A 22,406-nucleotide genomic window follows, 5' to 3' on the forward strand; every position below is an offset into this window, starting at 1 on the left:
TACGCCGCTGGCGCGAGCACGCGGCGGACGGCGGCGACTGCGTCCTGCTGGACGGCTTCCACGCGCTGAAGCACGCGCTGCGCTTCGGCGCCCGCGTACCGGTGGCCGTCGCGGAGGACCCGGCAGCCGTCCTCGCGCTGACCGAGGAGCTGGCCCCCGACGTGACCGGCGCCCTCGACGGGCTGCTGCGCGGGGTGTCCGGGGACCGGCTGCGCGCGCTTGTGCCCCGCCCGCACCCCACCGGGGTCGCCGCGCTCGCCGTACGGGGCAGCGGCACGGAGCTGCCGGCCGCCGAGCGCCGCACCGCTCCCCTGGTCGTCCTCGACAACCCGCGCCACCTGGGCAACATCGGCGCCGTCGTACGGGTCTCGGCCGGCGCGGGCGCGGCCGGCGTGCTCACCACGGGGTCCGTCGACCCCTGGCATCCCCAGGTCGTCCGGGCGAGCGCCGGGCTGCACTTCGCGACCGCGGTGCGGCACCGGGACCCCGACGGGCTGCCGGCGGGCCCGCTGTTCGCGCTGGACCCGGAGGGCGCGGACATCCGCGGTACGGAGCTGCCCGACGACGCGCTGATCGCCTTCGGCTCCGAGCGGCACGGCCTCTCCGACGAGCTGCGGAAACGCGCCGACCACCTCGTCGCGCTGCCGATGCGGCCCCAGGTCTCCAGCTACAACCTGGCCACCAGCGTCGCCATGACGCTCTACCACTGGATGGCACAGCGGAGTTGAGCCCCCGCGGACGGAAGTCCACGGGGGCTCGGTCGTCGGTGCCGGGCCGGGCCCGGACCTGTGCGGTCCTGAAGGATCAGAGGTACGGGCCGCCCGTACGGGCCTGCCGCGCCGCCTGGCCGGTCCCCTCCTCCGGGAGGTGGCCCTCCTCGTCGGGGAGCGCGCCCGGGGGCAGCGCCCTGCGCATCTGTTCCAGCTGGGACCTGGCCGCCATCTGCTGGGCGAACAGCGCCGTCTGGATGCCGTGGAACAGGCCTTCCAGCCAGCCGACCAACTGGGCCTGAGCGATCCGCAGCTCGGCGTCCGTCGGGATGGAATCGTCGGTGAACGGCAGCGAGATCCGCTCCAGTTCCTCGATCAGCTCGGGTGCGAGACCGTCCTCCAGCTCCTTGATGGAGCTGGTGTGGATCTCCTTGAGCCGGGCACGGCTCGCCTCGTCCAGCGGGGCGGCCTTCACTTCTTCCAGCAGCTGCTTGATCATGCTGCCGATCCGCATGACCTTCGCGGGCTGTTCGACCATTTCCGTCACGGGGACCTCAGCCTGATCGTCGCCGTTCCCGTCACTGCCCTTGCCGGCAGCGCTGCCGAGAGCCATTCCGTCCGGTCCCACGACCAGTACCTGCGGACTCTCCTGCGACCGTTCGTTGCTCGGCTGTGTCATACCCACCATTCTGCATCCCTGCGCAGGCGCCGCGGCCGAAGAGTCCCACCCGTGACCGTACGGTGCGCCCGGGCGCCCTCCCGCGGCCCGCTCACCGGCGGCGCAGCCGCAGGGCCAGGCCCCTCTTACCTGCGGCGCAGCCGCAGAGCGAGGAAGGCGAGCCCGAGACCGATCGAGGCGATGCCGGTGCCCAGCGGCAGGACCGGCGGCAGCTTGCGGCCCGCGGGGGAGGAGGAGACGTCCTCGGAGGGGCTGGGGTCCGTGCGGTCGGGCTCGTACAGGTTGTGCTTGCCGTAGGCCTGGTCGGAGGGCTTGGGCGTCGGGCGGCTCTGCTTCTGGCCGGCCTGCTCGTCCTCCGCGTTCCCGCTGGGCCGCGGCTTCGGTGCCGTCTGCGGGTCCGACTGCGGCTGCTCGTGCCGGGTGGGGCGCGGCTGTACGGGGTGCGGGGCGGGGCCGTTGCCGTCCGGCGGGCGGGGCTTCGCGTGCGGGGGCGGGGCGTGCTGGGAGCCGGGCTCCCGTGTGGGGGTGGGCGGGCGGCTCGGCCGGGACGGCGCTGAGCTGCTCGGCGGCTTCGTGGTGGGGGAAGCGCTCGGAGTGGCGGACGTGGGCGGCGGGCTCGCCGTGGCGCTGCCGGTGTCGGACGGCTCGGGGAACGGGTCGTCCGGGACGGTCGGGAGCTCGCCGGTGACACCGGGCTGCGGCGTGTCCGGCATGGCCTGGGACGGGTCCGGGAGGCCGGGCGTCGAGGGCCGCTGGGGCGGGGACAGCTGCGTACCGGGCTGCTGTCCGTGACCCGTGCCGGGTGTCCGTGTGCTGCCGTCCGGAGGTCCGGTGTCGGGAAGACCGGGGGCCGGGGCGGAGGAGGAGAGGGAGGGAGAGCCCCGGCCCGAGGTGTCGGACGCATCCACGGCGTGGGCCGCCAGTGGCGCGGGGAAGAACACCGCAACGCAGGTCAGCAGCGTTACTGCGCTGTGCCTGCGTTGCGAGTGCGCCACGGTGCGACCCTCCCGAGCCGGATCGTCCAACGTGCCCAGGCTCACATAACGGAGTAAATCCGGCATTTTGGAAGGGAGTCGAGAGAGGCGGCACAGGCGCGACACGCCCGCGGGGACCGCACGAACGGAGGGGCGGACCCGGCCGGGCCCGCCCCTCCGTCGCTCTGTGTGCAGGGTGGCTCAAGTGGTCAGCAGGATCTTGCCGATGTGGTCGCCGGCGTCCAGCGCGCGGTGCGCCTCGGGCGCTTCGCTCATCGGGATCTCCCGGTGCACTATGGCGTTGATCAGGCCGTCGTCGATGAGCGGCCAGACGTGCTCGCGCACGGCGGCGACGATGGCCGCCTTCTCCTCCGGCGGCCGGCCGCGCAGCGAAGTCGCCGTCACAGCGGCCCTCTTGGTGAGCAGCCGGCCCAGGTCGAGCTCGCCCTTGCGGCCGCCCTGCATGCCGATGACCGCCAACCGCCCGTTCACCGCGAGGGCCTTGACGTTCGGCTCCAGGTACTTGGCGCCCATGATGTCGAGGATGACGTCGGCGCCGTGCCCGTCGGTGGCCGTACGCAGCTCTTCGGTGAAGTCCTGCTCGCGGTAGTTGATGAGGATCTCGGCGCCCAGCTCGGCGCAGCGGTCCAGCTTCTCCTTGCTGCCCGCGGTCACCGCGACGCGCGCGCCGACCGCCTTGGCGAGCTGGATCGCCATGGTGCCGATGCCGCTCGCGCCGCCGTGGATCAACAGCGTCTCGCCGGGGCGCAGATGGGCCACCATGAAGACGTTCGACCATACGGTGCAGGCGACTTCGGGCAGCGCGGCGGCCGTACGGACCGCCATGCCCTTCGGGACCGGCAGCAACTGCCCTGCCGGGACGGCGACCTGCTCGGCGTACCCGCCGCCGCCCAGCAGCGCGCAGACCTCGTCGCCGACGGCCCAGCCGCTGACGCCGGGGCCGAGCGCGGTGATCCGGCCCGAGCACTCCAGGCCCGGGTACGGCGGGTCGCCGGCCGGCGGATCGTAGAAGCCCTGCCGCTGGAGCAGGTCGGCGCGGTTCACTGCGCTGGCCGCGACCTCGACCAGCACCTGCCCCTCGGCCGGTTCGGGAGCCGGGACCTCGTCCCACACCAGGGCCTCGGGGCCGCCGGGCTCGGGGATGGTCACCGCGTGCATCGTGGAAGTGGACGTACCCATGGGGCCGACGCTACTCCGGTCGCCTGCCGCCGCGGTTGTCCGGTGGCGTGCCGCGCCGCATCCCGGGCGCGCCGGAGGGGCGCGGGCCGCCGGGAGTGGCCGTCTGGCCGCCGGGGTGCGGGGTCGGGGAGCGGTGGATGACGACGACCCGGTCGGTGGACTGCAGCGGGTCGGCCTCCGGATCGTCGTAGCCGAGCAGCCGGTGGCCGCGGACGACCGAGACGATCAGGTCCTTGCAGTCGCGCGGGGAACTGCCGGACTCCTGCCGGGTGACGGGCCGTTCGTTGAGGCTGAGCCCGCTGCCCTGCTGGATCAGATCCTCCATCACCGAGCTGGCGTTGGGGCTGAGCACGGACAGGCCGAGCAGCCGGCCCGCGGCGCTGGCGCTGGTGATGACGGAGTCCGCGCCGGACTGCCGGAGCAGATGGGCGTTCTCCTCCTCGCGCACCGCGACCACGATCTTCAGCCGGGGATTGAGCTGACGCGCCGTCAGGGTGACGAGTACGGCGGTGTCGTCGCGCTGGGTGGCGATCACGATCTGCTTGGCGCGCCGGGTCTCGGCGCGGGCCAGCACCTCGCTGCGGGTGCCGTCGCCGAGGACGCCCGCGTAGCCCTCCTCGGTGGCGGCCTTCACCACGTGGTGGTTCGGATCGATGATCACGATCTGCTCGTGCGCCACGCCCGTCGAGAGGAGCGTCCTGGCGGCGGAGCGGCCTTTCGTGCCGAAGCCGACGACGACGGTGTGGTCGCGCAACTTGGACCTCCAGCGGGACTGGCGCCACTGCTCGCGGGTGCGGTCCGTGAGCGCTTCGAGCGTGGTGCCGATGAGGATGATCAGGAAGATGACGCGGAGCGGCGTGATCAGCAGGATGTTGATCATCCGGGCCGCGTCGGTGACCGGGGCGATGTCGCCGTAGCCGGTGGTGGAGAGGGTGACCGTCGTGTAGTAGACGCAGTCGAGGAAGGACAGATGTCCGTCCGCGTTGTCGTTGTAGTCCTCGCGGTCGAGCCAGACGAGCAGCACCGTCGCCCACAGCACGGCGAACGCGGCCAGCAGCCGCCGTACGACCTGGCGCAGCGGCCCGACTTCGGGACGCGGCAGCAGAATCTGGTGCTGGTCCTTCACAGTTGACTTCCCGTCACGTAGGGATTCCCGTCATGTCGAGGCGCTGTCCGGCCCGTTCGGCTCCCGGCTCTCCGTCCCGTACCCGTCACCAGGGCAGTGGCAGCAGCGGCACCGCGGTGCCCGCGGGCGCGCCGCCCGGCGGGACGACGGCGAGCGCTGTGGCGGTCGCGATGCCGCGGAGCATGGCGGGTCCGGTGTAGCGCAGGGGGCGGGCGTGGGACTCCGCGGGAGCGTACGTGACCGGCACCAGCCGGGCGTCGCGGGGGTGGCCCTGCACCTCGTCGGAGAGCGGCACCCGTACGTCGTCCGCGGGGCCGCGCCCGGAGAGGGTGCGCAGCAGCGGCTCGGCGAGGGTGACCAGACCGGAAAGGGCCGCCAGGGGATTGCCGGGGAGGCCCACCAGATGAGCGCCGCCCGGGAGCCGGGCCAGCAGCATCGGGTGCCCGGGGCGCACCTGCACGCCGTCCACCAGCAGCCGCGCCCCGGTCCGCTCCAGCATGGGGCGTACGTGGTCGACCGGGCCGTGCGCGGTGCCGCCGGTGGTGACGACGAGGTCGGCCGTGGTGCCGGCGACGGCCTCGTGCAGGGCCTCCGCGTCGTCCCCGAGCCGCCGGGTGGCGAGCACTTCGGTGCCGAGCGCGGCCAGCCACGGGCCGACCGCCGGGCCGAGCGCGTCCCGGATCCGGCCGCCCTCCGGAAGGCCGCTGTGCAGCAACTCGTCACCGAGGACAAGGACTTCGGCGCGCGGCCGGCGCACCACGGGCAGCTCGTCGTAGCCCGCTGCGGCGGCGAGGCCGAGCAGCGCCGGGGTGACGGGCGTGCCCGGGCCGAGCAGCCGGTCGCCGGAGCGGCACTCCTGGCCGCGCGGCCGGATGTCGGCGCCGGGCTGCGGAGGCCGGCCGGTGGCCCGCAGCCGGCTGCCCGTGATCTCGCCGTACTCGGAGCGGAGCACCGCGCCCGCGCCCGGCGGGATGCGGGCACCGGTGGCGATCCGGACGGCGTGCCCGTCGGCGAGGGGACGCGGCTCGGCGCGGTCCCCGGCGAGGATGCCGTACGCGTCCGGGCCTTCGCCGTCCGGCTGCGGCAGCTCCCAGGGGCCCGGTCCCGACACGGCCCAGCCGTCCATCGCCGAGGTGTCGAAGGAGGGCAGGTCGGTGAGTGCCTTGAGCGGCTCGGCGAGGGTGTGCCGCAGGGTGCGGTCCAGCGGCAGCGTGACGGTGTCCAGTACGGAGCCCGTACGGGACGCGAGCGCGCGGGCCTCGTACCAGGACAGCTCGTCGGAGTGACCGCTGTGCGGCTTGCCGGTACGGGGCTCGCCGGCACGGGGCTCGCCGTGCTGTTCGGCGGGCCGGGCGCGGGCGGTGGAGGGGGCCAGGCCGGGGACGGGTCCCAGGTCGTCGTCCAGGTCACCGTCGGCGGGCTCCGTACGGGGAGCGGGCCGCTCCGGTGCGGGCTCCTCCTCGGCCTGCTCGGCCCAGGGGTCGGTCCACGGCGGGGGGTCCGGCGCGGTGCCGGGAGCCGGGCCCGGCTCCCGGGGCGGGGCTGCCCGTTCGGCCGGGCGCTGTGCGGGGCCGCGGCGGGGCTGCGGCGGGTCGCCGTCGTCCCGCGGGCCCCGGTAGTTGGCGAGGGCGATCGCCTCGTCGAGCTCGTCGGCGCCGCTCATCGTCCGGTGTCCGTGCCCTTTCCCTCGTCGCCCTTCCCTTCGTCGGCCTCGGCCGCCCAGCGGGTGGCCAGTTCGGCCGCCCTGCGGGCCGCGTCGGCGACCTCGGCGGGGGAGCCGCCCTTGCGGGCTGCGGCGTACCCCACGAGGAACGTGGTCAGTGGCGCGGCGGGCCGCGCCACTCCGTGGGCGGCGTCCCTGGCCAGGTCGAGGAGCGTTGCGGTGTCGAACTCCAGGTCCTCGATCCCGAGCTCTGCCTTGACTGCGGCGGTCCATTCGTCCAGCACGGTGCCATGCTCCCTGATGCGGGCCCTCGCGGCGGCGATGTCGTCCCAGGTGTCGCAGTCGAGGGCGTCGGTGGTGTCGTCGGCGGGTGTGACGCGGCGGAGCCTCAGTTCCGGCAGCAGCAGCTTCAGCGGCAGATCGCCGAGCCGGCCGTACTCCGTGCGCAGCAGGGCCAGTTCGCGGCGCAGCGGCTCCGCGCGGTAGGCGGCGAGCAGCGGCTGGTCGCGGCCGTCGTACAGGACGGCCGCCTCGTACGCCTCAGGACCGTCGAACTCCCGTGCGTCGAGGAGCGCCCGTACGGTCCGCGTACGGAGGAACGGCAGATCGGCCGAGAGGACCAGCACGGTGTCCGCCGTGGTGTGCCGCAGGCCCGCGTCGAGCGCGGCGAGCGGGCCGCCGCCGGGCGGGTCCTCGCGCGCCCACACGACGGGCCGGGACGTGGGGCGGCGCGGCCCGACGACGACGGTGGCCGCCGCGTCGGGGCAGGCGGACAGCACCCGGTCGAGCAGGGGGCGGCCGCCGACCGTGAGGGCCGGTTTGTCCGTACCGCCGAGACGCCGCGCGCCGCCGCCCGCGAGGACGACGGCGTCGTACGGCTGGTTTTCGGTCTCCGTCACACCTCAGAGCGTACGGAGAAGCAGCGCGGGCTGTTCCACGCAGTCGGCGACGAACCTCAGGAAGCCGCCCGCCGTACCGCCGTCGCACACCCGGTGGTCGAACGTGAAGGACAGCTGGACGACCTGGCGGAGGGCGAGTTCGCCCCCGTGTGCCCACGGTTTTCCGGTGATCCGGCCCACGCCGAGCATCGCCGCCTCGGGGTGGTTGACCAGCGGCGTCGAGCCGTCGACGCCGAACACCCCGTAGTTGTTGAGGGTGAAGGTGCCGCCGGTCAGATCGGCGGGCGTGAGCCTGCCGTCGCGGGCCGCGCCGGTGAGACGGCGGATCTCGTCGCCGAGCTGCTCGGTGCTGCGCGCGTGCGCGTCCCGTACGACGGGGACGACCAGACCGCGTTCGGTCTGCGCGGCGAACCCCATGTGGACGTCCGGAAGTTGGACGATCTCGCCCGCTCCGGTGTCCACGGTGGAGTTCAGCTCGGGATACCGCGCGAGCCCGGCGACGCAGATCCGCGCGAGCAGCGCGAGCAGCGGTACGGGGGCCCGCTCGCCGGCGTTCATGGCGCCGCGCGCTGCCAGCAGTTCCGTCGCGTCGGCGTCCACCCAGCAGGTGGCCGCCGGCACCTCGTGATGCGCCCGGCTGAGCTTGGCGGCGGTGGCACCGCGCAGGCCCGTGAGGGGGCGCCGTACGGGCTGCGGCCCGTCGGTCCGGGGCTGTTCGGTCCGGGGTTCTTCGGTCCGGGCCGCGGGGGCCGCTTCCGGCTGTGCCTGTGCGGCGCGCTCGACGTCGGCGCGGACGATGAGGCCGTCCGGCCCGCTGCCGGTCAACTCCCGCAGGTCCACACCGTGTTCGCGCGCCATTCTGCGCACCAGGGGAGAGATGACGGCGACGGGCCCGCTCCGGTCCGGGCCCGCGGGGGCCGCTGCTGCCGGTGCCGCCGGGGGCGCTGCCGCCTGTGCGGGGGCCGTCGCCGCGGTACGGCGGGCGCGGCGCCTGCGGGGCGGGGCGTCCTGGGTGCCGTAGCCGACCAGCACATTGCCGGAGCCCGAACCGCTCGCGCCCGTACCGGACTTGTCTTCTGTACCGGGCTCCCCCGCCTCCGATCCGTCCGTACCGGCCCCGGCGCCCGCAGCCGAGGCGGCGCCCTCGCCGGTGGCGACGGTCAGCAAGGGGGAGCCGACGGGGAGTTCGGCGCCCTGGTCCGCCGCGTGCGAGGTGACGACGCCCGCGTACGGGCAGGGGATCTCGACGAGGGCCTTGGCCGTCTCCACCTCGACGACCGGCTGGTCGGTCTCCACGGCGTCGCCGACCGCGACCAGCCACTGCACGATCGTGGCCTCCGTGAGGCCCTCCCCCAGGTCGGGCAGCGCGAACTCGTGGACCTGTGCCATCAGTTCCCGCCTTCCACGAAGGTGCTCTCCCACTGCAGCCGGTCGACGGCGTCCAGCACGCGGTCCACGCCCGGCAGATGGTGCCGTTCCAGCATCGGCGGCGGGTACGGGATGTCGAAGCCCGTCACGCGCAGCACCGGGGCCTCCAGGTGGTGGAAGCAGCGTTCCCCGATCCGTGCCGCCAGCTCCCCGCCGGGGCCCCCGAAGCCCGCGGACTCGTGCACCACGACCGCCCGTCCGGTGCGCCGTACGGACGCGGCGACGGTCTCCTCGTCGAACGGCACCAGCGAGCGCAGGTCGACCACTTCGAGGGACAGCCCGTCCTCCCGAGCCGCCTCGGCCGCCTCCAGACAGACCGGCAGCGAAGGCCCGTACGTGATCAGCGTGGCGTCCGTGCCCGCGCGCCTGACCACCGCGCGGCCGATGTCCGGCACCTGCTCGGGGGAGTCGGGGGACCAGCCGGCCTTGCCCCAGTAGAGCCGCTTCGGCTCCAGGAAGATCACCGGGTCGTCGCTCTCGATGGACTGCCGCAGCAGCCCGTACGCGTCGGCGACCGTCGCGGGCGCGACCACGTGCAGGCCGGGCGTCGCCATGTAGTACGCCTCGGAGGAGTCGCTGTGGTGCTCCACTCCCCCGATGCCGCCGCCGTACGGCACCCGCACGGTGAGCGGCATCGGCAGCGCGCCGCGGGTGCGGTTCCGCATCCGCGCGACGTGCGAGACGAGCTGCTCGAACGCCGGGTACGCGAAGGCGTCGAACTGCATCTCCACCACGGGCCGCAGACCGTACATCGCCATGCCGACCGCGGTACCGAGGATCCCGGCCTCTGCCAGCGGGGAGTCCGTGCAGCGGTCCTCGCCGAACTCCCGGGCCAGCCCGTCCGTCACGCGGAACACGCCGCCCAGCGTGCCCACGTCCTCGCCGAAGACGTGCACCGCCGGGTCGTCGGCCAGTGCGTCGCGCAGTGCCCGGTTCAGGGCGTGCGCCATGCTGACCGGTTTCGGCCCCGCCGTCTCGCGGGGCGCCTCGACTGCCGTACCCATCAGTCCTGTTCCTCCCCGGCCGTGTGCCCGTGCGCCTGCTCGCCCGACTGCTCGGCCTCGCGCTCGGCGCGCAACTGCGCCTCCTGCGCGCGCAGTTGCTGCGTCGGCTGCGCGTAGACATGGGCGAAGAGCTCCTCGGGGGCGAGCTCCGGGTCGCGGTTCATGCGCGTGCGGAGGTCCGCCGCGAGCCGCTCCGCGTCCTCGGCCGCCTCCCGTACGCCGGCGTCGTCCAGCAGTCCGCGGCCGCGCAGTTCGCGCTCCAGCAGCGCGACCGGGTCGTGCTCGCGCCAGGCCGCGACCTCCTCCTGCGTGCGGTAGCGGGTGGCGTCGTCCGCGTTGGTGTGCGCCTCGACCCGATACGTCACGGCCTCGACGAGCGTCGGCCCGCCGCCCTCGCGGGCGTGCCGTACGGCCTCGCCGAGCACCCGGTGCACGGCGGGCGCGTCGTTGCCGTCGACGAGCCGGCCCGGCATGCCGTAGCCGACGGCCTTGTGCGCGAGGGAGGGCGCCGCCGACTGCTTCGCCAGCGGTACGGAGATGGCGAAGCCGTTGTTCTGTACGAGGAACACCACGGGCGCCCGCCACACGGCGGCGAAGTTCAGCGCCTCGTGGAAGTCGCCCTCACTGGTGGCCCCGTCGCCCGCGAGCGCCAGCGCCACCACGTCGTCGCCGCGCAGCCGCGCCGCGTGCGCGAGGCCCACGGCGTGCGGGAGTTGGGTGGCGAGCGGGGTGCACAGGGGCGCGACGCGGGTGGCCCGCGGGTCGTAGCCGGAGTGCCGGTCGCCGCGCAGCAGCGCCAGTACGTCCACCGGGTCCAGACCGCGCTGGACGGCCGCGAGGGTGTCCCGGTAGCTGGGGAACAGCCAGTCGCGCTCCTCCAGCACCAGGGCCGCGGCGATCTGGCACGCCTCCTGTCCCGCGGAGGAGGGGTACACGGCGAGCCTGCCCTGCCGGGTCAGCGCCGTGGCCTGCTCGTTGTAGCGGCGGCCGCTCACCAGCCGGCCGTACAGCTCCCGCAGCAGCGTGGCGTCCAGCTCCGCGCCCGTGCCCAGCAGCCGGTACGGCTCCCGGTCCGGCAGCAGTGGTGCGGGGTCGTGACGGGGGCGCCAGGCCGGGGGCGGGGCGAGACGCCTGTCGCCGGGCTGCTCAAGGACCGTCATGTCGAGCACCTCCTCGTGGGGACCGTGACATCGGGTGGAGAACCCCGGAAATACAGCGAGTTCCCCCTACCGATTGTTCGGTCGCCAGCACATTTTGACCACAGGGGCCCGCAGCCTGTGGACAAACGGTCGCGTGATGCGTTCGATGGAAGCAGGACGTCCACAGAGGGGAGGCCGCAGGGCATGGCGGACGAACAGATGGTCACCAGCCCCGTCCCCCACTGGCCGGTCAGGCCGCTCGACGAGGTCGACAGGAACATCCTGCGGCTGCTGCGTTCGGACGGCCGCGCCTCCGTGCGGTCGGTGGCCGAGAAGGTGCACGTGTCACGGGCCAACGCGTACGCGCGGATCAACCGGCTCGTCGAGGACGGCGTGATCCGCGGCTTCAGCGCCCGCATCGACCAGGAGCGGGCCGGTCAGGGAGCCTCCGCCTACATCACGCTGAAGATCGTCCAGGACTCGTGGCGCACCGTGCGCGAGCAGCTGCGGGAGCTGCCGGGGGCGTCTCATATGGCCCTGGTCAGCGGGGACTTCGATGTGCTGCTGCTGGTCCACACGCAGGACAACAGGGCGCTGCGGGATCTGGTGCTGACCCGGATCCAGTCGATCCCGGAGGTGCTCAGCACCCGGACGCTGCTGGTCTTCGAGGAGACGGAGCTCGAACCGGAGCTGTGAGGCGGGCCGCGCGGTGCCGGCCGCGCGGGCTCAGGTCCGCAGGCCCGCGAAGGCGGTGCGCACGACGGCGTCGGCCACCTCGTCGCTCGCGGCGTTGCCGTCCCGGCCCGCGCGGGCCGGCCGGTACCACTCGACGAGCGAGTTGATCATTCCGAACAGCAGCCGGGTGGCCAGCCGGACGTCCACGTCGGGGCGGAGATCGCCGTCCGCCGAGGCCTGCTTGAGGAGTTCGGCGACCCGCTGGTCGAATTCGCGTCTGCGTGCCATGGCCCACCGCTCGGTCGCCGTGTTGCCCCGCACCCGCAGCAGCAGAGTCACGTACGGCAGCTCGGACATCAGCACCTCGGTGGTGCGCCGCGTGACGTATTCCAGCCGGTCGATGGCCCGGCCCTCGCGGGCTCCGGGCTCCTCCAGCGTGCCGAACAGCCCGTCCAGGGCGCGGCTTATCGCCCTGCGCAGCAGCTCTTCCTTGCCGCGCACGTGGTGGTAGATCGACGACTTGGAGATGCCCGCGGCCTGGGACAGGTGCTCCATGGAGGTGCCGTCGTAACCGCGCTCGTTGAACACCCGCACGGCGACCGTGAGGAGCGAATCGGGCGTGTACGTGTCGCGCTTGTGGGTGTCCTTCTTGGCCGCCATGACAACCAGTCTACGAGCCCTCTTGTCCCGACCGATCGTTCGGTAGCAGTATCCGTGCGGGAGCAGTATCCGAGTGCCGACGCACCCCACCGAGGAGTTGACTGCCGTGACCACCGGAGCCAGCAGCACCGCAGAGCTGACCGAGAAGCACCGCCCGACGCTGGAGCGGGCGCTGGAGGCGGTCCGGACCCGCGAGTTCTGGTCGCCGCACCCCGAGCATCCGAAGGCGTACGGCGAGGGCTCGCTGAGCGCCGAGGAGGGCCAGGCCGCGTTCGACGCGCTGCGCGGGTCCCGCTTCGAGCTGCCGGGCCAGCCCGGTACGGACGGCTGGACGGCCACCGAAGTCTCGCCGTACGGCCTGGAGTTGGGCATCAGCTATCCGCGCCCCGACACCGCCGTGCTGCTTCCCGCCATGTACGGCGGGATGGCCGCGTGGCGGGCCGCCGGGCCGGAGGCGCGGGCCGCCGTGTGCCTGGAGATCCTGGCCCGCATCAGCGCCCGTACGCACGAGATGGCGCACGCCGTCATGCACACCAGCGGGCAGGCGTTCACCATGGCGTTCCAGGCCGGCGGGCCGCACGCGCAGGACCGCGGGATGGAGGCGGTGGCGTACGCGTACGCGGAGCAGACCCGGGTTCCCGGCGCGGCGCGCTGGGAGAAGCCGCAGGGCAAGCGCGAACCGGTGGTGCTGGACAAGGAGTTCACCGCGGTCGGCCGCGGCGTCTCCCTGCTGGTCGGCTGCAACACCTTCCCGACCTGGAACGGCTACCCCGGCTTCTTCGCCTCCCTCGCCACCGGCAACCCGGTGCTGGTCAAGCCGCACCCGCGGGCCGTACTGCCGCTGGCGCTGACCGTACGGGCAGCGCGTGAGGTGCTGGCGGAGGCGGGCTTCGACCCCAACCTGGTGGCGCTGGCCGCCGAGCGGGACGGCGAGGGCCTGGCGAAGGAGCTGGCCACCCGGCCCGAGGTGCGCATCATCGACTACACGGGCTCGACCGCCTTCGGCGACTGGCTGGAGGCCAACGCGCCGCAGGCCCGCGTCTACACGGAGAAGGCCGGCGTCAACACCGCTGTCATCGACTCCACCGGCGACTACGCCGGCATGCTGGCCAACCTGGCCTTCTCGCTCTCCCTCTACAGCGGCCAGATGTGCACCACCCCGCAGAACCTGCTGATCCCCCGGGACGGCATCGCCACGGACGCGGGGGACAAGTCGTACGACGACGTGGTCACCGACCTCGCCGCCGCCGTGCAGAAGCTGCTCGGCGACGACGCGCGGGCCAACGCGCTGCTCGGCGCGCTCGTCAACTCCCGCGTACGGGAACGGATCGAGGCCGCGCGCTCGCTCGGCGAGGTCGCGCTGCCCTCGCGCGAGGTGACCCACCCGGACTTCCCCGACGCGACCGTCCGTACGCCGGTGATCGTCAAACTGGACGGCGCCAAGCCGGAGTCGGAGGCGGTCTGTCTCGCCGAGTGCTTCGGACCGGTCTCCTTCGCGGTGGCCGTCGACGACACCTCGGCCGCCGTGGATCTGCTGCGGCGCACCATCCGCGAGAAGGGCGCGATGACCGTCGCCGCCTGGACCACCTCACCGGAGGCGGAACGGCAGGTCCAGGACGCCTGCCTCGACGAGTGCGCCCAGCTGTCGCTGAATCTCACGGGCGGGGTGTACGTCAACCAGACGGCCGCCTTCTCCGACTTCCACGGCTCCGGCGGCAACCCGGCCGCCAACGCGGCGCTGTGCGACGCCGCGTTCGTCGCCGACCGTTTCCGTACGGTCGAGGTCCGGCGCCCGGCCTGACGTCCGGGCCGGCTCGACTGCCGTGAGTGGCGGCCCCGTTCCGCGGGTCCGTCACTCCGGCTGTCACTCCGGGGCCGTCACTCCGGCCGGCCGGAGGAGACGGTCAGGTCGACGCTGTCCTTCTTCGGGTCGAACTCGTCGAGGTACTCCGGGTCCTGCTCCAGGACCATGTTCTTGCCCCAGACGTTCTCGTCCTCGGTGGTGACCTCACCGAGCTTCCAGCCGGCCGCGCGGATGCACTCCTTGACCGACGACAGGTTCTTGTACGTGAAGTCCGGGACGTTCGTCTTGTTGGTGATCGAATTCTGCGCTTCCGTGCAGCGCGTGGTGTCGATCGTCTTGCTCTTGTCCTCGGGCTTGAAGCCGCCCTTGTCGTTGCCCGCCGCGGACTCGTCGGCCCCGGAGTCGTCCGCCGGCTCCTGACTGGCCGTGGCCTTCGGGCCGTTTCTGGCCTGCGGCTCCTCGTCGCCGCCGGCGCTCATGACGAGGGCGCCGACCACAATGAGCGCGACGACGGCGGCCACCGCCGAACCGACGATCACGGCGACATTGCCGCGGCCGCCCCGGCCCGGCCCTCCGCCGGCCCCGCCCGGACCTCCCGGCCCGGTGGGCGCGAGCCCGTGCGGCGGCGGGGTGTGCGCGGCCTGCTGGTACGGCCCCGACCAGCCCTGCTGGGCCATCGGCGCGCCGTGCGCCGGGACGGGACCGGTGGGCGGCGGGGGCGTCGACGGGCCGAAGCCGCCGAACTGCCCCTGGTACGGCTGCTGTACGCCGCCCGGCGGCGGTGTGCCCTGGCCGTCGACCGAGGGGAAGACCGCCTGGCCGACGCCGGCGCCGCTGTTGCCCGCGGGACCGCCCACGATCATCGGGGCCGCCCCGGAGGCCGTCCCCGAACCGCCGATCCGCGCGCACTCGTCGCGCATGGTCTCGGCAGTGGGGAAGCGCTCGTTGGGGTTCTTCCGCAGCGACCGCGCCACCAGCGCGTCCACCCCGGGCGGCAGCGACTGGTTGATCCCCGAGGGGACCGGGGCCTCCTCCTGCACGTGCGCGTACGCGATGGCCAGCGGGGAGTCCGCGTCGAAGGGCAGCCGGCCCGTCAGCAGCTCGAACAGCATGATGCCGACGGAGTACAGGTCGGCGCGGGTGTCCACGCCGCGCCCCAGCGCCTGCTCGGGCGACAGATACTGCGGGGTGCCCACGACCATGCCGGTCTGCGTCATGGACGTGACACCCGACTGCATGGCGCGGGCGATGCCGAAGTCCATGACCTTGACCACACCGCGGCGGGTCACCATCACATTGCCGGGCTTGATGTCCCGGTGCACCAGGCCCATTTCGTGGCTGACCTCAAGTGCTGCCAGCACATCGCCTGTGATCTTGAGCGCCTTGTCGGCAGGCATCGCGCCGAACTGCGCGATGTCCTCGTCGAGCACGCTGCGCAGCGGCTTGCCCTCGACGTACTCCATGACGATGTAGGGAACAGGCGGACCGTCGCCCTCGCCGGAGGCGGCAGCCAGCTCAGTGTCCTCACCGGAGTCGAAGACGGAGACGATGTTGGTGTGCGTCAGCTTCGCGACGGACTGCGCCTCGCGCCGGAACCGCTCGCGGAAGGACTGCTCCCTGCCCAGCTCCGTGTGCAGCGTCTTCACCGCGACCTGCCGGTCGAGCACCGAGTCGTACGCGAGGTAGACGGACGCCATGCCGCCGGCGCCGAGCAGGCTCTGCAGCTGGAACCGGCCGCCGATCGTTCTGCCCAGATACTGTGCGGCCGCCTGTGCGCCGTCGTCGCTCATTGACTGCTCCCCCTCGGCGGCGCTGCCCCCGCGCAGGTACTTTCCAGGTTTTCCGGGTCCTCCGGTGATCCAGAGGTCCCGATTCTGGCCCAAGTCTGCCGAAGGGCACTGACACGTCAAGCGCGTTGCCCGTTCCGTAACCGGATGCCCATCCTGTGCGCACAGACCCGTGACGGGCCTCTCCCGCCCGCGGCGGACAGCGAACTTGCCAGCCGGGCCGCGCAGCCGCTTGGATGGCTCCTCCGTCCCCAACCATGTACCTGCCCCGAGCCTGTAGCCTCCACTACGGGGATCGCTCTGCCACAGGGATTCCGTATCCCCTGAGCATCTCCTCCGGCGCTCGCGAGGGGGAGGACGTACCGCGCAGCGCGCGGAACCGAATCGACGGCGAGGACTGATGGCACAGACGCAGGCCGCCGGGGGCCCTTCGGACCCCGACGAGACGGGCGGTTCCATGCCCGATTCGCCGGAGCTGTGGGGCAATAACGGCCTGGTCGGCGACGGCCGTTACCGACTCACCCACCGGCTCGGCCGGGGTGGCATGGCCGAGGTCTTCGGCGCCGAGGACCTGCGGCTCGGCCGCACGGTCGCGGTCAAGCTGCTCCGCTCCGACCTCGCCGAGGACCCCGTGTCCAAGGCGCGCTTCACCCGCGAGGCACAGTCCGTCGCCGGGCTCAACCACCACGCCGTCGTCGCGGTCTACGACTCCGGCGAGGAGATGATCGGCGGGAACATCACGCCGTACATCGTGATGGAGCTGGTCGAGGGCCGCACCATCCGCGATCTCCTGCTGAACGCCGAGGCCCCGCCCGCCGACCAGGCACTGATCATCGTGTCCGGGGTGCTGGAGGCGCTGGCCTACAGCCACCAGCACGGCATCGTGCACCGGGACATCAAGCCGGCCAACGTCATCATCACCAACACCGGCGCGGTGAAGGTGATGGACTTCGGCATCGCCCGTGCGCTGCACGGCGCGTCGAACACCATGACGCAGACCGGCATGGTGATGGGCACCCCGCAGTACCTGTCGCCCGAGCAGGCCCTCGGCAAGACCGTGGACACCCGCTCCGACCTGTACGCGACGGGCTGCCTGCTCTACGAACTGCTCACGCTCAGACCCCCGTTCACGGGTGAGACCCCGCTCTCGGTGGTCTACCAGCACGTCCAGGACGAGGCACGCGTGCCGTCCGAGATCTCCGGCGACGTACCGCCGGAGCTCGACGGGCTCGTCATGCGCTCGCTCGCCAAGGACCCCGACGACCGGTTCCAGACCGCCGAGGAGATGCGCGGTCTGACGCAGTACGCGCTGCGCATGCTGCACGAGCAGGGCGGCCACACCGGCGGCCTGTGGAACACCGGCGCCACCCACGCGGGTGCCGCCACCCCGGCCATGGGCGTGCCCGGCGCCGGCGCGCAGCAGCACCCCGCGCACGGCGACACCTCCCAGCTCGGCCCGCCGCTGCTGATGGGCAGCCCGCGGGACGACGACGGCGGCTTCGAGGGCGGCGCGCACCGCAGCGGTGGCGGCGGGCGCAAGGGCCTCAAGTACGGGCTGATCGCGCTGCTCGCGGCGGCCGCGATCGCGGCCGGTGTCGTGTTCGCGCTCAGCCAGGGCGGCGACGGCGACAAGCCGCCCGCCAAGCCTTCGACGTCCAGCTCCTCCACGAAGGACGAGAAGACCTCCGAGGAGCCGACGCCGACGGAGACGGAGACGGAGGAGCAGGACCCGGGCTCCACGGGCAACACCGGCGACTACACGCCGACGCCCTCCGAGACGCCCACCTCGCCCAGCGAGACCCAGGGCACTCCGACCGACCAGCCGACCACCACGCCCTCGGACACCGGCACCGGCAGCACGGGCGGCCAGCAGGGCGGCACGACGGACGGCGGCACGACCGACGGCGGCACGACCGACGGCGGTACGACGGACGGCGGCACCGACGGCGGGACGACCGACGGCGGGACGACCGAAGGCGACGTCGGCGGCGGCGGTACGGACACCGGCGGCACCGACACCGGCGGTACGGACACCGGCGGAGCCGAGCCCAGCCTCTGACGGCGGACGTCCGGGCGGGCCCGAGGGCCTGTCCGGACGTACGGCCGGGGCGGGACCGGCCGCACAGCAGTGCGGCCCCCGCGGCGTACGGCGCCGCACACGCAGGGTCACCGGCATCCTCTACGATGCCGCTCGTGCAGCCCTCGCACCCCCCGCTCTCCCCGCGCACCCTGAGCACGCTGCTCGGCCGGTACGGCGCGGGGGACGTGCTGACGTGCGAGCCCGTGGCGCAGGGCCTGCTGAACCGCGGCTACCAACTGGCCACCACCCGCGGCCGGTTCTTCCTCAAGCACCATCTCGACGGCGACGCCGAGGAGATCGGCCGCCAGCACGGCGCGACCGTACAGCTCCGCGACCGCGGCCTGCCCGTGGTGCCGCCCGTGCCGGACGAGCAGGGCCGTACGGTCGCCGTGCTCGGCGACAGTTGCTACGCCCTGCACCCCTGGATCGACGGCCGGCACCGGCACGGCTGTGAGCTGACCACCGCCCAGTCCCGCAGGCTGGGCGCGCTGCTCGGCCAGGTGCACACCCAGCTGGCCCGTGTCATACCGGCCACCGCGGCGGCCGCGCTCCCCGGCGCCGATCCCGAGGACACCCACGCGGTCATCGGCGACCTGCTGGCGCGGGTACGGGCACGGCCGCGCACCGACGGTTTCGACGCGCTCGCCGAGCAGCGGCTGCTGGAGCGCCGCGCCCTGCTGCGCCGCTGCGCCGGGCAGCGCCCGCCGGAGCCTTCCGAGCCCGCGGCGGGCTGGGTGCACGGCGACTTCCACCCGCTCAACCTGCTGTACCGGCACGCCGGGAGCGAGCCCTTGGCGATCGTCGACTGGGACCGGCTGGGGGTGCAGCCGCGCGCCGAGGAGGCGGTGCGCGCGGCGGTCATCTTCTTCCTGCGCGCCGACGGGACGCTGGATCTGCGCCGGGTGCGGGCGTACGCGCGGGCCTACCGGACGGCGGCGGGAGCGGGTCCGGAGGAGATGGGCGGCGCGGTGCACCGGGTGTGGTGGGAGCGGCTGAACGACTTCTGGATGCTGCGCTGGCGCTACCAGTTGCACGACTCCCGCGCCGATCCGCTGTTCCCCGCGGCCGCGGCACTGGTGGTGTGGTGGACGGACAGCTACGAGGACGTCCGCGACGCCTTCACGGGGTGACCGCGGCACGGGGTGACCGTCACCGGCCGGATGTCCGGCGGACTGTGCGTCAGAAGCGGTTCCCCTCGGGGGGATTTCCCTCCTGCGAGTGGCCGGCCTGCATCCGGGCCACGTACGCGGCGGCCTGCGAGCGGCGTTCCATGCCGAGCTTGGCGAGCAGGCTCGACACGTAGTTCTTGATGGTCTTCTCCGCGAGGTGCAGCCGTTCGCCGATGGCCCGGTTGGTCAGGCCCTCGCCGATCAGGTCGAGGATCTTGCGTTCCTGGTCGGTGAGGGAGGCGAGCCGGTCGTCCTGCCGGCCGCGGCCGCCCTGCCGCAGCCGTTCCAGCACCCGCTGGGTGGCGACCGGGTCGAGCAGCGACTTGCCGGCGGCCACATCCCGTACGGCGGTGAGCAGTTCCTGGCCGCGGATCGCCTTGAGCACATAGCCGGAGGCGCCGGCCATGATCGCGTCGAAGAGCGCCTCATCATCGGAGAAGGACGTGAGCATCAGACATTTGATCGCTTCGTCCCTCGACCGGACCTCGCGGCAGACTTCGACGCCGCTGCCGTCCGGCAGCCGTACGTCGAGAACGGCGACATCGGGCCTGGTGGCGGGAATGCGGGCGAGTGCGTCGGCGGCGGAACCGGCCTCTCCGACGACTTCGATATCGGATTCGAGCGACAGCATGTCGTGCACCCCGCGGCGCACCACCTCGTGGTCGTCGAGGAGAAATACCCTGATTTTTCCGTCTTCGCGCACGGGCTCAGTCTCACATACCGTCATCCCCTGTGCGCCTCTCCGCTCTTCCCGCACTCGTGTGCCGCGGGATAACGTGCGGGTGTCCGCGGTCTGTGCAAAGCCCTGACCAGTGATGTCCCTGATCTGGCCGAGTTGCTTTGATTTCCGAGCTGTTATTTGGATATCCGAGCAAAGTTGCAGGTCAGGGCTGCTTCATGCGTGTATGGAGTTCTGGGCTTGGCTCCCGCGGAGAATCGGGAAAGGGATATGCAGTCACCGCTCGTTTCCGTCCGCGCCGCACCCACCCCGTGCGCCGCACGGAACGGGCGAGCCTCCCCCCGCCTCCGGGGCGGGGACCCCAGGCCGCCGGCGACCCCGGAGGCCGGACAGACAGAGGAGCAGACGTGACAGTGGAGAGCACTGCCGCGCGTGGTTCGGCGCGCAGCGGCGGCACCGGAGGAAAGCGAGCGGCCGGGAAACCGGCGGCCGCCAAGGGCACCACCGCGTCAGGCAAGACCCGCACCACCCGCAAGACCGCGGCGCAGAAAAAGGGGACCTCCGGGAGCAACGGCACGGCGCAGGACGGCGCCGAGCTCGTACAGCTGCTCACGCCCGAGGGCGAGCGGGTCTCCCACCCGGACTACGACATCGACGTGAGCGCCGATGAACTCCGCGCCCTCTACCGGGACATGGTGCTCACCCGCCGTTTCGACGCCGAGGCGACCTCGCTGCAGCGCCAGGGCGAACTGGGCCTGTGGGCCTCGCTGCTGGGCCAGGAGGCCGCGCAGATCGGCAGCGGACGGGCGCTGCGCGACGACGACTACGTCTTTCCGACCTACCGGGAACACGGTGTGGCCTGGTGCCGCGGCGTCGACCCGACGAACCTGCTGGGCATGTTCCGCGGCGTCAACCACGGCGGCTGGGACCCGAACAGCAACAACTTCCACCTCTACACGATCGTCATCGGCTCCCAGACGCTGCACGCCACCGGCTACGCGATGGGCATCACGATGGACGAGGCGGACTCCGCGGTGATCGCGTACTTCGGCGACGGCGCGTCCAGCCAGGGCGATGTCTCCGAGTCGTTCACCTTCGCCTCGGTCTACAACGCGCCGGTCGTGTTCTTCTGCCAGAACAACCAGTGGGCGATCTCCGAGTCCGTCGAGAAGCAGTCCACGGTGCCGCTGTACCAGCGCGCGCAGGGCTTCGGCTTCCCCGGCGTCCGCGTGGACGGCAACGACGTGCTGGCGTGCCTCGCCGTGACCCGGGCCGCCCTGGAGCGGGCCCGCACGGGACAGGGGCCGATGCTGGTCGAGGCGTACACGTACCGGATGGGCGCGCACACCACGTCCGACGACCCGTCGCGCTACCGCGAGGACGCGGAGCGGGAGGCGTGGGAGGCCAAGGACCCGATCCTGCGGCTCCGTACGTACCTGGAGAAGGAAGGGCTCGCCGACGCGGAGTTCTTCGACGGGCTGGAGGCGGAGAGCGACGAGATGGGCAAGCACGTACGCGAGTCCATCCGCACCATGGCGGCGCCCGACACCATGGCCATCTTCGAGAACGTCTACGCGGACGGGCACGCGCTGGTGGACGAGGAGCGCGCGCAGTTCGCCGAATATCTCGCGTCCTTCGCAGACACCGACGAGGAGGGCCGCTGAGATGGCGACCGCCACCGCACCCGCCGACGGGACAGCCGTCGGCAGCGAGCCGCAGGCCGTACGGAAGATGCCGCTCGCCAAGGGACTGAACGAGGCGCTGCGTTCGGCGCTGGAGAACGACCCGAAGGTCCTGATCATGGGGGAGGACGTCGGCAAGCTCGGCGGCGTCTTCCGCATCACCGACGGGCTGTACGACACCTTCGGTGAGAAGCGGGTCATCGACACGCCGCTGGCCGAGTCCGGCATCGTCGGCACGGCCATCGGCCTCGCGCTGCGCGGCTACCGGCCCGTGGTGGAGATCCAGTTCGACGGGTTCGTCTTCCCCGCGTACGACCAGATCGTCACGCAGCTCGCGAAGATGCACGCCCGCGCGCTGGGCAAGATCAAGCTGCCGATCGTGATCCGCATTCCGTACGCGGGCGGCATCGGCGCCGTGGAGCACCACAGCGAGTCGCCCGAGACGCTGTTCGCGCACGTCGCGGGGCTCAAGTGCGTGTCCCCTTCGAACGCTTCGGACGCGTACTGGATGATGCGCCAGGCCATCGAGTGCGACGACCCGGTCATCTTCTTCGAGCCCAAGCGGCGCTACTGGGACAAGGGCGAGGTCGCGCTGCCCGCCGCCGGCACCATGGCGGAGGCCGCTCCGGCGCCGCTGCACCGGGCGCGGATCGCGCGCGAGGGCGGCGACCTGACGCTCGCCGCGTACGGTCCGATGGTGAAGACCGCGCTGGAGGTCGCCGACGCGGCGGCCGAGGAGGGCAACTCGCTGGAGGTCGTGGACCTCCGCTCGATGTCCCCGATCGACTTCGACACTCTCCAGCGCTCGGTCGAGAAGACGGGCAGGCTGGTGATGGTGCACGAGGCGCCGGTGTTCCTGGGTGTGGGCTCGGAGATCGCCGCCCGCATCACGGAGCGGTGCTTCTACCAGCTGGAGGCGCCGGTGCTGCGGGTCGGCGCCTTCCACGCGCCGTATCCGCCGGCCCGGCTGGAGGACGAGTACCTGCCGGGCCTCGACCGGGTGCTCGATGCCGTCGACCGCGCGCTGGCGTACTGAGGGAGAGTCGTG

General features: G+C 72.8%; 19 protein-coding genes. 7 read left to right on the forward strand and 12 right to left on the reverse strand.

The genetic code is table 11. The features are described 5' to 3' along the window. The first annotated feature begins 44 nt into the window (after positions 1-44). Positions 45-728, forward strand: a complete 684-nt coding sequence (locus AC3AGO_RS17830) for a TrmH family RNA methyltransferase (protein ID WP_487824696.1) — start codon at positions 45-47, stop codon at positions 726-728. A 76-nt stretch (positions 729-804) separates the two neighbouring features. Here AC3AGO_RS17830 and AC3AGO_RS17835 read toward each other — a convergent pair whose 3' ends face one another. The 9 genes from AC3AGO_RS17835 to pdhA (AC3AGO_RS17875) form a co-directional block, all read right to left on the reverse strand. Continuing rightward, positions 805-1,389, reverse strand: a complete 585-nt coding sequence (locus tag AC3AGO_RS17835) for a bacterial proteasome activator family protein (protein WP_487821204.1) — start codon at positions 1,387-1,389, stop codon at positions 805-807. A gap of 125 nt (positions 1,390-1,514) precedes the next feature. After that, complete coding sequence (locus tag AC3AGO_RS17840) at positions 1,515-2,384, reverse strand: hypothetical protein (protein WP_487821205.1); 870 nt, start codon at positions 2,382-2,384, stop codon at positions 1,515-1,517. 180 nt (positions 2,385-2,564) lie between these two features. After that, positions 2,565-3,542, reverse strand: a complete 978-nt coding sequence (locus AC3AGO_RS17845; RefSeq protein WP_487824697.1) for an NAD(P)H-quinone oxidoreductase — start codon at positions 3,540-3,542, stop codon at positions 2,565-2,567. A 31-nt stretch (positions 3,543-3,573) separates the two neighbouring features. Further along, positions 3,574-4,689: a potassium channel family protein gene (locus AC3AGO_RS17850; protein ID WP_487821206.1), complete on the reverse strand. Its 1,116-nt coding sequence runs from the start codon at positions 4,687-4,689 to the stop codon at positions 3,574-3,576. 85 nt (positions 4,690-4,774) lie between these two features. After that, on the reverse strand, positions 4,775-6,352 hold the full coding sequence (locus AC3AGO_RS17855) for a molybdopterin molybdotransferase MoeA (RefSeq protein ID WP_487821207.1): 1,578 nt from the start codon (positions 6,350-6,352) through the stop codon (positions 4,775-4,777). Beyond that, positions 6,349-7,251, reverse strand: a complete 903-nt coding sequence (locus AC3AGO_RS17860) for an NTP transferase domain-containing protein (protein ID WP_487821208.1) — start codon at positions 7,249-7,251, stop codon at positions 6,349-6,351. The genes AC3AGO_RS17855 and AC3AGO_RS17860 overlap by 4 nt, the downstream gene beginning before the upstream one ends. A gap of 3 nt (positions 7,252-7,254) precedes the next feature. Continuing rightward, on the reverse strand, positions 7,255-8,640 hold the full coding sequence (locus AC3AGO_RS17865) for a dihydrolipoamide acetyltransferase family protein (RefSeq protein ID WP_487821209.1): 1,386 nt from the start codon (positions 8,638-8,640) through the stop codon (positions 7,255-7,257). After that, a complete protein-coding gene (locus AC3AGO_RS17870) occupies positions 8,640-9,683 on the reverse strand; it encodes an alpha-ketoacid dehydrogenase subunit beta (RefSeq protein ID WP_487821210.1) in 1,044 nt (347 codons plus the stop codon). Before AC3AGO_RS17870 ends, AC3AGO_RS17865 begins: the two co-directional genes overlap by 1 nt. Continuing rightward, complete coding sequence (gene pdhA / locus AC3AGO_RS17875; protein ID WP_487821211.1) at positions 9,683-10,843, reverse strand: pyruvate dehydrogenase (acetyl-transferring) E1 component subunit alpha; 1,161 nt, start codon at positions 10,841-10,843, stop codon at positions 9,683-9,685. Before pdhA (AC3AGO_RS17875) ends, AC3AGO_RS17870 begins: the two co-directional genes overlap by 1 nt. A 183-nt stretch (positions 10,844-11,026) precedes the next feature. Between pdhA (AC3AGO_RS17875) and AC3AGO_RS17880 the strand changes: the two genes are divergently transcribed. Then, on the forward strand, positions 11,027-11,518 hold the full coding sequence (locus AC3AGO_RS17880; protein WP_487821212.1) for an Lrp/AsnC family transcriptional regulator: 492 nt from the start codon (positions 11,027-11,029) through the stop codon (positions 11,516-11,518). A 30-nt stretch (positions 11,519-11,548) separates the two neighbouring features. Here the strand turns inward: AC3AGO_RS17880 and AC3AGO_RS17885 are convergent, their stop codons facing one another. Then, a complete protein-coding gene (locus tag AC3AGO_RS17885; protein WP_487821213.1) occupies positions 11,549-12,157 on the reverse strand; it encodes a TetR/AcrR family transcriptional regulator in 609 nt (202 codons plus the stop codon). A 106-nt stretch (positions 12,158-12,263) separates the two neighbouring features. Here AC3AGO_RS17885 and paaN point away from each other — a divergent pair, with 106 nt between their 5' ends. Then, positions 12,264-13,958 carry a phenylacetic acid degradation protein PaaN gene (paaN, locus tag AC3AGO_RS17890; protein WP_487821214.1) on the forward strand — a complete coding sequence of 565 codons (1,695 nt, stop codon included), beginning with the start codon at positions 12,264-12,266 and terminating at the stop codon, positions 13,956-13,958. 77 nt (positions 13,959-14,035) lie between these two features. Here paaN and AC3AGO_RS17895 read toward each other — a convergent pair whose 3' ends face one another. Next, entirely contained in the window at positions 14,036-15,751 is a 1,716-nt protein-coding gene (locus AC3AGO_RS17895) for a Stk1 family PASTA domain-containing Ser/Thr kinase (RefSeq protein WP_487821215.1), read from the reverse strand. A 397-nt stretch (positions 15,752-16,148) separates the two neighbouring features. On the opposite strand from AC3AGO_RS17895, the gene AC3AGO_RS17900 reads away from it, so the two are divergent. Beyond that, entirely contained in the window at positions 16,149-17,807 is a 1,659-nt protein-coding gene (locus tag AC3AGO_RS17900) for a protein kinase domain-containing protein (RefSeq protein ID WP_487821216.1), read from the forward strand. Positions 17,808-17,932: 125 nt separating this feature from the next. After that, positions 17,933-18,958 carry a phosphotransferase gene (locus AC3AGO_RS17905; RefSeq protein WP_487821217.1) on the forward strand — a complete coding sequence of 342 codons (1,026 nt, stop codon included), beginning with the start codon at positions 17,933-17,935 and terminating at the stop codon, positions 18,956-18,958. Between the two features lie 49 nt (positions 18,959-19,007). Here AC3AGO_RS17905 and AC3AGO_RS17910 read toward each other — a convergent pair whose 3' ends face one another. Next, on the reverse strand, positions 19,008-19,700 hold the full coding sequence (locus AC3AGO_RS17910) for a response regulator (protein ID WP_487821218.1): 693 nt from the start codon (positions 19,698-19,700) through the stop codon (positions 19,008-19,010). 383 nt (positions 19,701-20,083) lie between these two features. Here AC3AGO_RS17910 and pdhA (AC3AGO_RS17915) point away from each other — a divergent pair, with 383 nt between their 5' ends. Then, positions 20,084-21,340 (forward strand): pyruvate dehydrogenase (acetyl-transferring) E1 component subunit alpha, encoded by a 1,257-nt coding sequence (gene pdhA, locus AC3AGO_RS17915; RefSeq protein ID WP_487821219.1) that lies wholly within the window; start codon positions 20,084-20,086, stop codon positions 21,338-21,340. A 67-nt stretch (positions 21,341-21,407) separates the two neighbouring features. Continuing rightward, on the forward strand, positions 21,408-22,394 hold the full coding sequence (locus AC3AGO_RS17920) for an alpha-ketoacid dehydrogenase subunit beta (protein WP_487824698.1): 987 nt from the start codon (positions 21,408-21,410) through the stop codon (positions 22,392-22,394). Positions 22,395-22,406 lie beyond the last annotated feature (12 nt).

This window comes from Streptomyces sp. BL1 (assembly GCF_057628045.1).